The organism is Streptomyces fructofermentans (assembly GCF_014651055.1).
In the GTDB taxonomy this organism is placed as follows: domain Bacteria; phylum Actinomycetota; class Actinomycetes; order Streptomycetales; family Streptomycetaceae; genus Streptomyces; species Streptomyces fructofermentans.
Genome location: NZ_BMWD01000003.1, coordinates 1 through 14146, shown reverse-complemented (window position 1 = coordinate 14146; position 14146 = coordinate 1). Strand labels below are relative to the sequence as shown.

Genomic DNA, 14146 nt, shown 5'->3' with positions numbered 1-14146 from the left:
CACTCGCCCGATCCGGACCCTGGAGCGTGTCGTCGTGAGCAATACGCAGTACGAGACGTATGACCCGAGGTACGAGACGCCCGAGCCGTACGCACCGGCCCCGGCGCCCGCGCCCGTGTCCGCGCCCATGACAGCGCCCATGACAGTGCAGGCACCGGCGCCCGTGACGGGGGACACGTACCGGCCGGCCCGCGGGAGCGCGTACCCGGGCGGGCGGGCCGCGTGGGCCGACCCGGAGGCGCCCACGCTTCCCCGGCAGCAGGTGCCGCCCACCGTCGAGGTGCCGCGCTCCGGCGGGCGCGCCGAGGCCCGGCGGGCCGCCCGGCACCGCAGGACCGCCGAACGCCCCGATGTGCGCCGGCTGCTCCCCCGGGCGCTGGTCGTGGCCTTCCTCGCGGGCGGCACCTCCGCGTTCGTCGCCGACGACAAGGCGGTCGAGCTGAGCGTCGACGGGACGCCCCGCACCCTGCACACCTTCGCGGACGACGTGGGCGAACTCCTCGCCGACGAGGGCGTCAGGGTCGGCGCGCACGACACCGTGGTGCCCGCCGCCGGCACCCCCCTGACCGGCGGGACCGAGGTCTCCGTGCGGTACGGGCGGCCCCTGAGCCTCACCCTCGACGGCTCGCGCAGCCGGGTCTGGACGACGGCCGACACGGTTGAGGGGGCGCTGCGGCAGCTCGGCGTGCGCGCCGAGGGCGCGTACCTGTCGGAGGCCCGCTCGCACCGGATCGGGCGCGAGGGGCTCGCGCTCGACGTGCGGACCGAACGGACCGTGACGGTCATGGCGGACGGCCGGGCCCGCACGGTCCGCACGAACGCGGCGACGGTCCGCGAGGCCGTCGAGGGCGCCGGGATCGTCCTGCGCGGCCAGGACACCACGTCCGTGCCGCCCGGCAGCTTCCCCCGCGACGGGCAGACCGTGACGGTCATGCGGATCACCGGCACGAAGGAGGTGCGGGAGGAGCCGATCCCCTTCGAGGTGCGGCGGACCGGGGACCCGGCGCTCCTCCGCGGCACGGAGGTCGTCGAGCGCGCCGGGCGCGCCGGGCTGCGGCGGGTCACGTACGCCCTGCGGACGGTCAACGGCGTCCGGCAGCGGCCCCGGCGGCTCGGCACCGAGGTGCTCCGCGAACCGCAGGCGCAGGTGGTCAAGGTGGGCACGAAGGAGGCGCCGACGTCCGTACGGGGCGCCGACCACCTGGACTGGCAGGGGCTGGCCGCCTGCGAGTCGGGCGGCCGGGCGGGCGCGGTCGACCCGTCGGGGACGTACGGCGGGCTCTACCAGTTCGACACCCGGACCTGGCAGGGCCTCGGCGGCTCCGGGCGCCCCCAGGACGCCTCGGCGGACGAGCAGACCCTGCGGGCGAAGAAGCTCTACGTCCGCCGGGGCGCCAGTCCGTGGCCGCACTGCGGGGCGCGGCTCCAGGGCTGAGGGGCCGGGCCCGCGGGGGCGTGAACCGGCCCCCACCCGCATCACCCGTACCCTTGGACCGTGACCAGCCCCACCTCCGACGCCCTCCTGGGCCCCGCCGAGGTCCGCGAACTCGCGGACGTCCTCGGCGTACGGCCCACCAAGCAGCGCGGTCAGAACTTCGTCATCGACGCCAACACGGTCCGCCGCATCGTGCGCACCGCGGAGGTACGCCCCGACGACGTGGTCGTGGAGGTGGGCCCGGGGCTCGGCTCACTGACGCTCGGCCTGCTGGAGGCGGCCGACCGGGTCGTCGCCGTGGAGATCGACGACGTCCTCGCGGGCGCGCTCCCCGCCACGATCACGGCCCGGATGCCGCAGCGGGCGGACCGGTTCGCCCTGGTGCACTCCGACGCCATGCACGTCCGTGAGCTGCCCGGACCGCCTCCGACGGCCCTCGTCGCGAACCTGCCGTACAACGTCGCCGTGCCCGTCCTGCTGCACATGCTGGAGACCTTCCCCAGCATCGAGCGCACGCTCGTCATGGTGCAGGCGGAGGTCGCCGACCGGCTGGCCGCCCCGCCCGGCTCGAAGGTGTACGGGGTCCCGTCCGTGAAGGCGAACTGGTACGCCGACGTACGGCGGGCCGGAGCGATCGGGCGCACCGTCTTCTGGCCCGCCCCGAACGTCGACAGCGGACTCGTGTCGCTGGTGCGCCGGGCCGAGCCGGTCCGCACGACCGCCTCCCGGCGCGAGGTCTTCGCCGTCGTCGACGCCGCGTTCGCGCAGCGCCGCAAGACCCTGCGGGCCGCCCTGTCCGGCTGGGCCGGCTCGGCCCCCGCGGCCGAGGCCGCCCTCGTGGCGGCGGGCGTCTCCCCGCAGGCCCGCGGCGAGTCCCTGACCGTGGAGGAGTTCGCGCGGATCGCCGAGTCGGCGCCTTCGCGCGACACGGCGCCCACGGCCCCGGAGGCGCGGCAGTGAGCGTGACCGTACGCGTCCCGGCCAAGGTCAACGTGCAGCTCGCGGTGGGCGGCGCCCGCCCCGACGGCTTCCACGACCTGGCCAACGTCTTCCTCGCGGTCGGCCTGTACGACGAGGTCACCGTGAGTCCGGCCGACACGCTCCGCGTGACCTGCGAGGGCCCGGGCGCCTCCCAGGTCCCCCTCGACCGCACGAACCTGGCGGCCCGGGCGGCCGAGAAGCTCGCCGCCCGGTACGGGCGCCCGGCGGACGTGCACGTCCACATCGCCAAGGACATCCCGGTGGCCGGCGGCATGGCGGGCGGCTCCGCGGACGGGGCGGGCGCGCTCCTCGCCTGCGACGCCCTCTGGGGTACGGGCGCCTCGCGCGAGGAACTCCTCGACATCTGCGCCGAGCTGGGCAGCGACGTGCCGTTCAGCCTGGTCGGCGGTGCGGCCCTCGGCACCGGACGCGGCGAGAAGCTGCGCACCCTGGAGACCGGCGGGACCTTCCACTGGGTGTTCGCGGTGGCGGACGGCGGACTGTCGACCCCCGCCGTGTACGGGGAGTTCGACCGGCTCAACGAGGGCGTCGAGGTGCCCGCCCCGGTCGCCTCGACGCGACTCCTGGACGCCCTGGCCGCCGGTGACCCCGACGCCCTCGCGGCGGCCCTGACCAACGACCTCCAGCCCGCCGCGCTGTCCCTGCGCCCGTCGCTGGCCCGCACCCTGGACGCGGGCACGGCCGCCGGCGCCCTGGCCGCGCTGGTCTCGGGCTCCGGCCCGACCACCGCGTTCCTCGTCCGCGACGCGGAGTCGGCGGCCACGACCGCCGAGGCGCTGCTCGCCTCACGGACCTGCCGCACCGCGCGCGTCGCGGCAGGTCCGGTGCCCGGCGCCACCGTGCTCGGGTCCGGGACCGCCCCGCACTGATCCGGCGCAGCCGCGCCCGTGCAGCCGCGTCCGTGCCGCCGCGCCCGCGCGGCGGCGCCCGCCGGCGGGAGCGCGCGGGCGGCCCGAGCCGGGGTCCGCGCGCGGCGACTAGGCTTGAACGTCGATCGACCCCCCTTGTCAGGAGAGAAATGGCCGTCAATCTGGTCAATGTCGAAGCAGTCGGCAAGGTGTACGGAACCCGTGCCCTGCTCGACGGGGTCTCGCTCGGCGTGTCCGAGGGAGACCGGATCGGGGTGGTCGGCCGCAACGGTGACGGCAAGACCACTCTCATCCGGATGCTCGCCAAGCTGGAGGAGGCCGACACCGGGCGCGTCACCCACTCGGGCGGCCTGCACCTGGGGGTACTCACCCAGCACGACTCCCTCGACCCCGGGGCCACCGTCCGCCACGAGGTGATCCGGGACATGGCGGACCACGAGTGGGCCGGCAACTCCAAGATCAGGGACGTGCTCACCGGCCTGTTCGGAGGACTCGACCTGCCGGGCTTCCCGCAGGGGCTCGACACCGTGATCGGACCGCTGTCCGGCGGTGAGCGGCGGCGCATCGCGCTGGCGAAGCTGCTGATCGAGGAGCAGGACCTGATCATCCTCGACGAGCCCACCAACCACCTCGACGTCGAGGGCATCTCCTGGCTCGCCCAGCACCTGCGCGAGCGCCGCTCCGCGCTCGTCTGCGTCACCCACGACCGCTGGTTCCTCGACCAGGTCTGCACCCGCATGTGGGACGTGCAGAAGGGCGACGTGTACGAGTACGAGGGCGGCTACACCGACTACGTGTTCGCGCGTGCCGAGCGTGAGCGGATCGCCGCCACCGAGGAGGTCAAGCGGCAGAACCTGGTCCGCAAGGAGCTGGCCTGGCTGCGCCGCGGCGCCCCCGCCCGCACGTCGAAGCCCCGCTTCCGCGTCGAGGCGGCCAACGAGCTGATCGCCGACGTCCCGCCGCCCCGGGACAGCAGCGAGCTGATGAAGTTCGCCTCGTCCCGGCTCGGCAGGACGGTCTTCGACCTGGAGGACGTCACCGTCCAGGCCGGGCCCAAGGTGCTGCTCAAGCACCTGACCTGGCAGCTCGGCCCGGGCGACCGGGTCGGTCTGGTGGGGGTGAACGGCGCGGGCAAGACCTCGCTCCTGCGGGCCATGGCCGACGCCGCCCGCAGCGAGGGTGAGGCGCAGCCCGCCGCCGGACGGATCGTCACCGGGAAGACCGTGAAGCTCGCCTACCTCTCCCAGGAGGTCACCGAGCTCGACCCGGCGCTGCGGGTGCTCCAGGCCGTGCAGGCGGTCCGCGACCGTGTCGACCTCGGCAAGGGGCGCGAGATGACGGCGGGCCAGCTCTGCGAGACGTTCGGCTTCAACAAGGAGAAGCAGTGGACGCCCGTCGGGGACCTGTCCGGTGGTGAGCGCCGCCGGCTCCAGCTGCTGAGGCTGCTGATGGACGAGCCCAACGTCCTCTTCCTCGACGAGCCGACGAACGACCTCGACATCGAGACCCTCACCCAGCTGGAGGACCTCCTCGACGGCTGGCCCGGCTCCATGGTCGTGATCTCCCACGACCGGTTCTTCATCGAGCGGACGACGGACCGGGTCTTCGCGCTGCTCGGCGACGCGGCGCTGCGGATGCTGCCGCGCGGGATCGACGAGTACCTGGAGCGGCGGCACGCGATGGAGCAGGCCGCCGCGGCCGCCGTGCCGGCCCTCGCGCAGCCGGCCGAGAGGACCGGCGTGTCCGCCGCCGACGCGCGCGCCGCGAAGAAGGAACTCCAGCGGATCGAGCGGCAGCTGGACCGGATCTCCGACAAGGAGACCAAGGTGCACGCTCAAATGGCCGAAAACTCCACGGACTTCGGCAAAGTGGCCAAACTGGACAGTGAGCTGCGTGAACTGGCCACCGAGCGCGAGGAGTTGGAAATGCGCTGGCTGGAGCTCGCCGACGACGCGTGAAGAGCGCGTGAAGGAGCGTAACGGGGGCATCACGGGCCGGTCCTCCCTTGGGAACAGGGGAGAACCGGCCCGCTGTTCGAACGCGTTCGGGTGATAGAAAGAGCCGTCTGAGCCCAGTCTGAGAAGTCTCGATACCACTCTGAGTGCGCCGCCCGTGCCGGTGCGTACTCCAGGGCATGGCTAAAAATCAGTGAAGAGGGGGAACGCGCTGATGACTCAGCCGCCCGACCAGCCGCCGCAGGGCGAGTTCGGAGCACCGCAGGACCAGCCGCCGAAGGACGGGTCCGCCGCACCGCAGCCGCCGCAGGGGGCAGCGCCCCCGCCGCCCGCCCAGCCGCCGCAGGCGCCCCCGCCTCCGCAGGGCGCCCCGCAGGCCGCCCCGCAGGCGCCGACCCCGCAGCCGGGCCACGGCCACCCGCAGGCACCGCCGCAGCCCGGCTACGGCTACCCGCAGCAGCCGGGTCCGTACGCCCAGCCCGGTCCGTACGCCCAGCCGGGTCCGTACGGTCAGCAGCCTGGGCCCTACGGCCAGCCGCAGGCGGGTCCGTACGGGCATCCGCAGCAGCCCGGTCCCTACGGCCAGCCCGGTCCCTACGGTCAGCAGCCCGGCTACGGGTACCCGGGCCAGCCGCAGTTCCCGGGCGCTCCGGGCACCCCGCCGGGCGGCGGCTCGCGCAACCCCTTCAAGGGGAAGCCCGCGGCCGTCATCGGCGCCGCGCTCGCCGCGGCCCTGGTCGTCGCCGGCACGGTGTGGGCGGTCAACAGCGGCGGTGACGACGGCGGGAAGAAGCCGGTCGCGCAGAAGAGCCGGGACGCCGGGCCCTCCGCGTCGGACGACCCGGTCAACCCCGGTGACGGCGACGGCGACGGCGGCTCCGACCCCGAGGACCTCAACGCGGGCCGCAAGGCGGGCGAGGCGCAGGTGCTCTGGTACAAGGAGGCGCCGGACGCGCCCGCCTCGGGCGCCGAGGCCCCCGGCATGTGGATCACCGACAAGGTCGCGGTGAAGGCCGCCTACAAGCAGGTCCTCGGCTACAACGTCGGTGACGGCGAGCCCGCCTGGCCCGAGCTGACGATGCCTCAGCCGATCTGCGCGGTGTCCCAGCAGCAGACGTCCGACGGCAAGGTGTTCGTGGCGTACAAGGAAGGCGTCAAGGACACCGCGGCGTGCAACCAGCTCGTCGAGATCGACCTCGACACAGGCAAGAAGGGCTGGACCGCGGAGGTCGAGGAGGGCGAGCTGTTCGACAGCGCCCTGAGCCTGAGCCTGAACGTGGTCGGCGACACCCTCATGGTCGGCCGCTCCATGTCCGGCGTCGGCTACGACGTGAGCAGCGGCAAGAAGCGGTTCGAGAAGAAGAAGTACGGCACGGCCTGCTTCCCTTCGGCGTTCACCGGCGGCGCCAAGCTCCTCTCCGTCTCGTCCTGCGGGGCCGGCGGCGACAACGAGCACGACGAGGTCCAGGAGCTCGACCCGGCCACCGGCAAGACCAAGTGGACGAAGAAGATCCCCAAGGGCTGGCGCGTGGAGCGGGCCTACTCGGTGGACCCGGTCGTCCTGTACCTCACCAACGCGGACAAGAAGCAGTGGAACGTCACCGCGCTGAAGAACGACGGCACGACCCGTACGCAGGTCGACGTCGACGAGTCGTTCGCGCCGGAGTGCGGATGGGCGATCCTCTCGCGCGACCTCCAGGGCTGCGGGGGAGTCGCGGCCGACGCGAACACCCTCTACCTGCCGACCGAGGCGAAGAGCGGGGCCAACGAGGTCGTCGCGGTCAGCCTGGAGTCCGGCAAGGAGAAGTGGCGCGTCAAGTCGCCGGCCGACGAGTCGATGATGCCGATGCGGATGGAGGGCACCGACCTCGTCGCGTACGTCCAGCCGTCCTACGACGCGGGCGGGCGGATCGTCTCGATCCCGACCGGCGGCGGCTCGCACACGCCGAAGAAGCTGCTGCAGAACCCGCAGGGCACCGCGGACATCGAGAACGGGTTCTTCTCGAAGTCCGTCGACTGGGTGGACGGGCGCTTCTACCTGTCCACGACCCGGCTGACGGGCAACGACGAGTCGAAGGAGAAGCTGATGCTGGCCTTCGGCAAGTGACCCGGCCGGCTCGCACCCCCGCACTCCGCGGACGCCCCGTCCCCCGCCCCACCTCCGTCGTCCCCTTCGTCCCTGAGGTACACACGCCATGAGCCAGCCGCCGCCCCCGCCGCCCAACCAGCCGCCGCAGGAAGGCGGATTCGGCGCCCCGCAGACCCCTCCGCCCGGCGGATTCGGACCGCCGACGCCGCCCGCGGGACCGCCGACGCCGCCGGCCGGTCCGCCCACGCCGCCCGCCGGGCCCCCGCAGCCCGGTTACGGCTACCCGCAGGCGCCGCCGCCGCAGACCCCGCCCCCGGCGGGCCCGCCGCAGCAGCCCTACGGCTACCCGCAGGCCCCCGGCGCCCCGCAGCCGCCGGCCCAGCCGGGCTACGGCTACCCGGGACAGCAGCAGCCCTACGGCTACGGCCAGCAGCCGTACGGCCAGCCGCAGCCGCCCACCCTGCCGATGCAGCCGAACGGCTCCGGCGGCAGGCGGGGGATCAGCGCGCAGACGGCGATCATCGTGGCGGCGGTCGTGGCGATCGCGCTCATCGTCGGCGGCGGGGTCCTGTACGCGGGCCAGAACGGTGAGGACGACAGCAGGAACAACTCGTCGGGCTCGTCCGGCGGCACCGGCGGCAAGGACGACGGCGGCAGCGGCGGTGGCGACGGGGGCGGCACCGGCGGCGGTACCGAGAAGGTGCCGTCGAGCACCTCCGCCAAGGTGCTCTTCCAGCTCCCCGCGGCCGAGGTGCCCAAGAAGGACGTGTGGAGCGTCGCGGGCTCCTGGCTGACGGACAAGGTGTACGCCAAGGCCGGCGTCAGCGAGATCGTCGGTCACGACCCGGACTCCGGGGCGGAGTCCTGGACGCTGCCGCTGTCCGGGCTGACCTGCGCGGGCTCACCCGAGACGACCGAGGACGGCGTCGCCGTCGTGGTCGCTGAGGCGGCAAAGCGCACCAAGGCGGACCCGTACCCGGAGTGCACCGAGATCACGGCCTTCAACCTGAACACGGGCAAGAAGCTGTGGACCGAGTCCGTGGCCCCGGGCGGCGGCGAGAAGATCGCCTTCAAGGAACTCAGCATCACCGGCACGACCGTGGCGGCGGGCTCCGGCCTGCGCGGCGGCGCCGCCTTCGACATCAAGACCGGCAAGGTCCTGTGGCAGCCGAAGGTCGGCACCTGCGAGGACGTCGGCTACGCGGGCGGTGAGCAGCTCGTGGCCGTCCGCAAGTGCGGCGACTACGGCAACGAGAAGTACGAGGTCCAACTCCTCGACCCGAAGTCGGGCAGCGTCAAGTGGAGTTACAAGCTGCCCGCCGGCATCGACAACGCCAAGGTCATCTCGACCAAGCCGGTCGTGTTCGGCGTGGACTCCGGCGAGATCACCGCGTCCGGCGCGACCGACGTCTTCTCGCTGGACGACAGCGGCAAGCTGCGTACCAAGATCACGCTGGAGGACGGCAAGTACGAGCACGACTGCGGCGTGAACAAGGTCCACGACTGCCACGCCATCGCGGTCGGCAACGACAAGCTGTACGTGCCGACGAAGCGTCACGAGGGCGGCGAGGAGTACTCCCAGACCAACGAGATCGTGTCGTTCTCGCTGGCCACGGGCAAGTCCACCGGTGACCGCGCCGACGCGGGCGACGGCTACGAGATCTTCCCGATCCGGATGGACGGCACCAACATCCTTGCCTACAAGGGCGGCCCGTACGACAAGGGCTCCCAGGTCGTCACCATCGACGGCAAGTCCTTCAAGGAGACCGCGCTCCTGGAGACCCCGGCCACCGACCAGGTGCGCAGCGCGATCAGCGCGATGGTCCCCAAGTCCTCGGAGATGCTGTACACCTCCGGGCGGCTCTTCATGGCCCAGGACCTGATCAGCGCCCCGTACTCCGCGGACTCCAAGCAGTACGCGGCGATCGGCTTCGGCGCCCGGTAGCCGCCCGCCGCACACCGGAGGGGGACCTCCGGCCGGTCGTCCGCCGATCATGCGTTCGCCCGTCGATCACGGTCCCGTCCCTGCTCAGGGGCGGGACCGTTCTCGTACCCCCCATCGCTCGCGAATGTGAGGAATTTCGGTAATCCGGGGCACTTCTCTCCAGTAGGGGAAGCGCAACGTCGAACAAGCGTGTAGCTTCCGGGGGATGGAGAGCCGGGGGGCTCCTATCCATGGGGTTGCCAGTGGGGATCCTTGGGGGGACTGGGGGGTTGGGCTCGATGGGAGTGCGGCTCATGGTGGTCGACGACCACCGACTGCTCGCCGAGGCGCTGGCCTCGGCCTTGAAGCTGCGCGGGCACCGCGTGCTCGCCGCGGCCGCGCCCGCCGCCGGGGCGGCGGAGCTGGTGATCACACGGGCGCCGGAGGTGTGCCTGCTGGGCACGGCCACGCCTGCCGAACCGGGCATATTCGACCCGGTGGTGAGGATCAAGCGGGAGCGTCCGCAGGTCGCGGTCCTGGTGCTCGGGCCGGTTCCGAACCCGCGCGGCATCGCCGCCGCGTTCGCCGCCGGCGCGTCCGGATACGTGCGGCACGACGAGCGGATAGAGGGTGTCGAACGGGCCATCATGAAGGCCCGCGCGGGAGAGGCGGCGGTGGCGCCGCAGTTGCTGCAGGGCGCCTTCAGCGAGCTGCTCAACCCGGCCGCGCAGCCCGACGACGAGGGGCAGCGGCTGCTCCAGATGCTGACGCCCCGCGAGGTCGAGGTGCTGGTGAGGGTCGCCGACGGCGAGGACACCCGGCTCATCGCCGCCGGCATGGGGATAGCGCCGAGCACCGCGCGCACGCATGTGCAGCGCGTACTGATGAAGCTCGGCGTCGGCTCCCGCCTGGAGGCGGCCGCGCTGGCCGCCCGTACGGGCCTGCTGGACCGCGCGGGTCCGCTGCCGGTGCCGGGGCCGGAGGCATAGAGGTCCCGGGGCTCCCGGGGCCCTGCGGTCCCGGGGGTCCGTCCCGGCGGCCGTCCGTCCGCGCGGTGCGGGTGGTCGCTGCCGGTGCCGCCCCGCGCCGCGGTGAAGTCGCCGCCGTGTCCGCGCGTCGGCGGGTCGGCCGGCCCATCCAGGCCGCCGCACTTCTTCAGGACCCACGCTGGGCGGGATCGGCGCGGCGACGGCGAACAACCGCGCGGCCTCGTCGTGGATCGCGGACGACGGTCCGCCGGGCGTGATGTGCCACCGGGCCGAGGACGACCATGGCCTGGATGGCGCCCGTTCACCACCGGCGCACGGTGCGGACCCCGTGCCGGACGCCGTCCGCGACCGTGCCGAGAGTCTGCGTCGCGCCGCGCTTCTCGGCGACGAGCGCCGGGCCCACTCCGCTGCCCGGTGCGCGGGGGACGCGTGGGGCGCGGGGACCCGACCTGCTGGGGAGAGGGAGTGCCACATCCGGCACTCCCTTCACTTTGGTGTTCTTTGTTGGTTGTGGGGGTGACGGGCATGGGGGTTTGTGGTTTGATGTGTTTGGTTCTGTTGAATGGCTTGATCGGGTACGGATGGGGAGTCCGCAGTGAAGAAGACCTCGACCCGACTGGCCGACGGTCGTGAGCTGATCTACTACGACGTGCGCGACGACGCCGTGCGCGACGCGGTCGACCGGCGCCCGCTCGACCGCACGGTCACCGCCTCGCAGGTGCGCCGCGACCCGCTGCTCGGCGACGCGGTGGCGATCGCCTCGCACCGCCAGGGACGCACCTACCACCCGCCGGCGGACGAGTGCCCGCTGTGCCCCTCCGAGGGCGACCGGCTCAGCGAGATCCCCGACTCCTCGTACGACGTGGCCGTCTTCGAGAACCGCTTCCCGTCGCTGGCCGGCGACTCGGGCCGCTGCGAGGTCGTCTGCTTCACGTCGGACCACGACGCGTCCTTCGCCGATCTGACCGAGGAGCAGGCGGGGCTGGTCCTCGACGCCTGGACCGACCGCACCGCCGAGCTGTCCCACCTCCCGTCCGTGGAGCAGGTGTTCTGCTTCGAGAACCGCGGTGCCGAGATCGGGGTGACCCTCGGGCATCCGCACGGGCAGATCTACGCGTACCCCTTCACGACGCCTCGGACGGCCCTGATGCTGCGCTCGCTGGCGGCACACAAGGAGGCGACGGGCGGGGAGAACCTGTTCGACGCGGTCGTGGAGCGGGAGCTGGCCGGGGAGCGGGTCGTGCTGGCGACCGAGCACTGGGTGGCCTTCGTGCCCTACGCCGCCCACTGGCCGTACGAGGTGCACCTCTACCCGCGGCGCCGGGTGCCGGACCTGCTGGGGCTCGACGAGGGGGCGCGCACAGAGTTCCCCCAGGTCTATCTGGAACTGTTGAGGCGCTTCGACCGGATCTTCGACGGCACGGGGGCGGGCACGGACGAGCCGCGCACGCCGTACATCGCCGCCTGGCACCAGGCGCCGTTCGGCACACTGGCGGAGTTCGACGGCGTGGTGCGTGAGGACTTCGCGCTCCACCTCGAGCTTTTCACCGTCCGACGTACGTCCGGCAAGCTGAAGTTCCTCGCGGGTTCCGAGTCCGGCATGAGTGTGTTCATCAACGACGTGCCGCCGGAGACCGCGGCCCAGCGACTGCGAGAGGTAGCGAGTTCATGAGTGGGAAGTACCTGGTCACCGGCGGTGCGGGCTATGTGGGCAGCGTGGTCGCGCAGCACCTGCTGGAGGCCGGCCACGAGGTGACCGTCCTCGACAACCTCTCCACCGGTTTCCGCGAGGGCGTCCCGGCCGGCGCCGCCTTCGTCGAGGGCGACATCCGCGACGCCGCCAAATGGCTGGACGCCTCGTACGACGCGGTGCTGCACTTCGCCGCGTTCTCCCAGGTGGGCGAGTCGGTCGTGAAGCCGGAGAAGTACTGGGACAACAACGTCGGCGGGACGATGGCCCTGCTCGCCGCGATGCGCGAGGCGGGCGTGCGCACGCTGGTCTTCTCGTCGACCGCCGCCACGTACGGCGAGCCGGAGACCACGCCGATCGTCGAGTCCGCGCCGACCTCCCCGACCAATCCGTACGGAGCCTCGAAGCTCGCCGTCGACCACATGATCACCGGCGAGGCGGCCGCGCACGGGCTGGCGGCGGTGTCACTGCGCTACTTCAACGTCGCGGGCGCGTACGGGACCTGCGGTGAGCGGCACGATCCCGAGTCGCACCTGATCCCGCTCGTCCTGCAGGTCGCCCAGGGCCGCCGCGACGCCATCTCCGTCTACGGCGACGACTACCCGACACCGGACGGCACCTGCGTGCGCGACTACATCCACGTCGCGGACCTGGCGGACGCGCACCTGCTGGCCGTCGCCGCCGCGCGGCCCGGCGAGCACCTGATCTGCAACCTCGGCAACGGCAACGGATTCTCCGTGCGCGAGGTCATCGAGACCGTGCGCCGGGTGACCGGCCACCCCGTCCCCGAGGTGGCCGCCCCGCGACGGGCCGGGGACCCGGCGATCCTGGTGGCCTCGGCCGCCACGGCGCGCGAACGGCTCGGCTGGAACCCGTCCCGCGCGGATCTCGCGGGCATCGTCGCGGACGCGTGGGAGTTCGCGCAGAACATCACAAGGGAGCAGTAGATGGGGGCACAGCAGGTACGCGAGGGCTTCGAGGCGCTCTACGGGGCCGCTCCCGACGGCGTCTGGGCGGCCCCCGGCAGGGTCAACCTGATCGGCGAGTACACGGACTTCAACGAGGGCTTCGTGATGCCCCTCGCGCTGCCGCACACGGCGGTGGCCGCGGTCTCGCGCCGCGCGGACGGGGTGCTGCGGCTGCACTCGGCCGACATCGAGGGACCGGTCGTCGAGCTGCACGTGGACGAGCTGGCGCCGCTCGGCGACACCGGCTGGGCCGCGTATCCGGCGGGTGTCGTGTGGGCGCTGCGCTCGGCGGGCCACGTCGTCACCGGCGCGGACGTGCACCTCGCGTCGACGGTCCCCACGGGCGCCGGCCTGTCCTCCTCCGCGGCCCTGGAGGTGGTGACGGCTCTGGCCCTCAGCGACCTGTTCGGCCTCGGGCTCACCCCGCAGGAAGTGGCCCGCTTCGCGCAGCGCGCGGAGAACGACTTCGTCGGCGTGCCCTGCGGGATCATGGACCAGACGGCCTCGGCCTCCTGCACCGAGGGCCACGTACTGCACCTCGACTGCCGGGACCAGTCCGTGCGGCAGGTGCCGTTCGACCTGCCCGCCCACGGGCTGCAGCTCCTCGTCGTGGACTCACGGGTCAAGCACGCGCTCGGCGACGGCGAGTACGCCGAGCGCCGGACGGGCTGCGAGGAGGGGGCGCGGGTGCTCGGCGTGCCGTTCCTGCGGGACGTGCCGTACGAGGACCTGGACGCGTCGCTGGCGCGGCTCTCCGACGAGCGCGTGCGCCGCTACGTGCGGCACGTCGTCTCGGACGACCACCGGGTCGAGCGGGTCATCGGGCTGCTGGACGCGGGTGACGTGCGGGCGATCGGGCCCGTGCTCACGGAGGGCCACGCCTCTCTGCGGGACGACCTGCGCATCTCCTGCCCGGAACTGGACCTGGTCGTCGCCACCGCCAACGAGGCGGGGGCGCTCGGAGCCAGGATGACCGGGGGCGGCTTCGGCGGCTCGGCGGTCGTCCTGGTCGAGGCCGCGGACGCGGACACCGTCACCAAGGCGGTGGAGGAGGCCTTCGCCGCGGCCGGGTTCACCGCGCCGAGGGTGTTCCCGGCGGTTCCCTCCGCGGGGGCGCGCCGCCTGGAGGGCTGACCTCGCCGACCCGGCCGCCCGCGACCCAGCCGCCCGCGACCCGGCCGCCCGCGACCCGGCCGCCCGCGACCCGGCCGCCCGCGACCCGGCC

Annotated in this window: 10 protein-coding genes; all 10 read left to right on the top strand. The window is 73.2% G+C overall.

What is annotated here, in order from left to right:
• The first annotated feature begins 34 nt into the window (after nucleotides 1-34).
• The 10 genes from IE265_RS05000 (at nucleotide 35) to galK (ending at nucleotide 14055) form a co-directional block, all read left to right on the top strand.
• The gene (locus IE265_RS05000; RefSeq protein ID WP_190034120.1) at nucleotides 35-1435 is read left to right on the top strand and encodes a resuscitation-promoting factor; all 1401 of its coding nucleotides are present in this window, start codon (nucleotides 35-37) and stop codon (nucleotides 1433-1435) included.
• A 60-nt stretch (nucleotides 1436-1495) separates the two neighbouring features.
• Entirely contained in the window at nucleotides 1496-2395 is a 900-nt protein-coding gene (gene rsmA / locus IE265_RS04995; RefSeq protein ID WP_190034119.1) for a 16S rRNA (adenine(1518)-N(6)/adenine(1519)-N(6))-dimethyltransferase RsmA, read from the top strand.
• A complete protein-coding gene (locus IE265_RS04990; protein ID WP_190034118.1) occupies nucleotides 2392-3306 on the top strand; it encodes a 4-(cytidine 5'-diphospho)-2-C-methyl-D-erythritol kinase in 915 nt (304 codons plus the stop codon). Before rsmA ends, IE265_RS04990 begins: the two co-directional genes overlap by 4 nt.
• Nucleotides 3307-3455: 149 nt before the next feature.
• Nucleotides 3456-5264, top strand: a complete 1809-nt coding sequence (locus IE265_RS04985; protein WP_190034117.1) for an ABC-F family ATP-binding cassette domain-containing protein — start codon at nucleotides 3456-3458, stop codon at nucleotides 5262-5264.
• A 211-nt stretch (nucleotides 5265-5475) separates the two neighbouring features.
• Complete coding sequence (locus IE265_RS04980; RefSeq protein WP_190034116.1) at nucleotides 5476-7368, top strand: outer membrane protein assembly factor BamB family protein; 1893 nt, start codon at nucleotides 5476-5478, stop codon at nucleotides 7366-7368.
• An 88-nt stretch (nucleotides 7369-7456) separates the two neighbouring features.
• Nucleotides 7457-9295 (top strand): outer membrane protein assembly factor BamB family protein, encoded by a 1839-nt coding sequence (locus IE265_RS04975; protein ID WP_190034115.1) that lies wholly within the window; start codon nucleotides 7457-7459, stop codon nucleotides 9293-9295.
• Between the two features lie 278 nt (nucleotides 9296-9573).
• Entirely contained in the window at nucleotides 9574-10263 is a 690-nt protein-coding gene (locus tag IE265_RS04970) for a helix-turn-helix transcriptional regulator (RefSeq protein ID WP_190034114.1), read from the top strand.
• 595 nt (nucleotides 10264-10858) lie between these two features.
• The gene (galT, locus tag IE265_RS04965; protein ID WP_190034113.1) at nucleotides 10859-11935 is read left to right on the top strand and encodes a galactose-1-phosphate uridylyltransferase; all 1077 of its coding nucleotides are present in this window, start codon (nucleotides 10859-10861) and stop codon (nucleotides 11933-11935) included.
• Entirely contained in the window at nucleotides 11932-12900 is a 969-nt protein-coding gene (galE, locus tag IE265_RS04960) for a UDP-glucose 4-epimerase GalE (RefSeq protein WP_190034112.1), read from the top strand. Before galT ends, galE begins: the two co-directional genes overlap by 4 nt.
• Nucleotides 12901-14055, top strand: a complete 1155-nt coding sequence (gene galK / locus IE265_RS04955; protein WP_190034111.1) for a galactokinase — start codon at nucleotides 12901-12903, stop codon at nucleotides 14053-14055.
• Nucleotides 14056-14146 lie beyond the last annotated feature (91 nt).

Coding starts and splice junctions, on each gene's coding strand:
- IE265_RS04985 (WP_190034117.1), top strand. CDS start 3,456: ATGGCCGTCAATCTGGTCAATGTCGAAGCAGTCGGCAAGGTGTACGGA.
- IE265_RS04980 (WP_190034116.1), top strand. CDS start 5,476: ATGACTCAGCCGCCCGACCAGCCGCCGCAGGGCGAGTTCGGAGCACCG.
- IE265_RS04975 (WP_190034115.1), top strand. CDS start 7,457: ATGAGCCAGCCGCCGCCCCCGCCGCCCAACCAGCCGCCGCAGGAAGGC.
- IE265_RS04970 (WP_190034114.1), top strand. CDS start 9,574: ATGGGAGTGCGGCTCATGGTGGTCGACGACCACCGACTGCTCGCCGAG.
- galE (WP_190034112.1), top strand. CDS start 11,932: ATGAGTGGGAAGTACCTGGTCACCGGCGGTGCGGGCTATGTGGGCAGC.
- galK (WP_190034111.1), top strand. CDS start 12,901: ATGGGGGCACAGCAGGTACGCGAGGGCTTCGAGGCGCTCTACGGGGCC.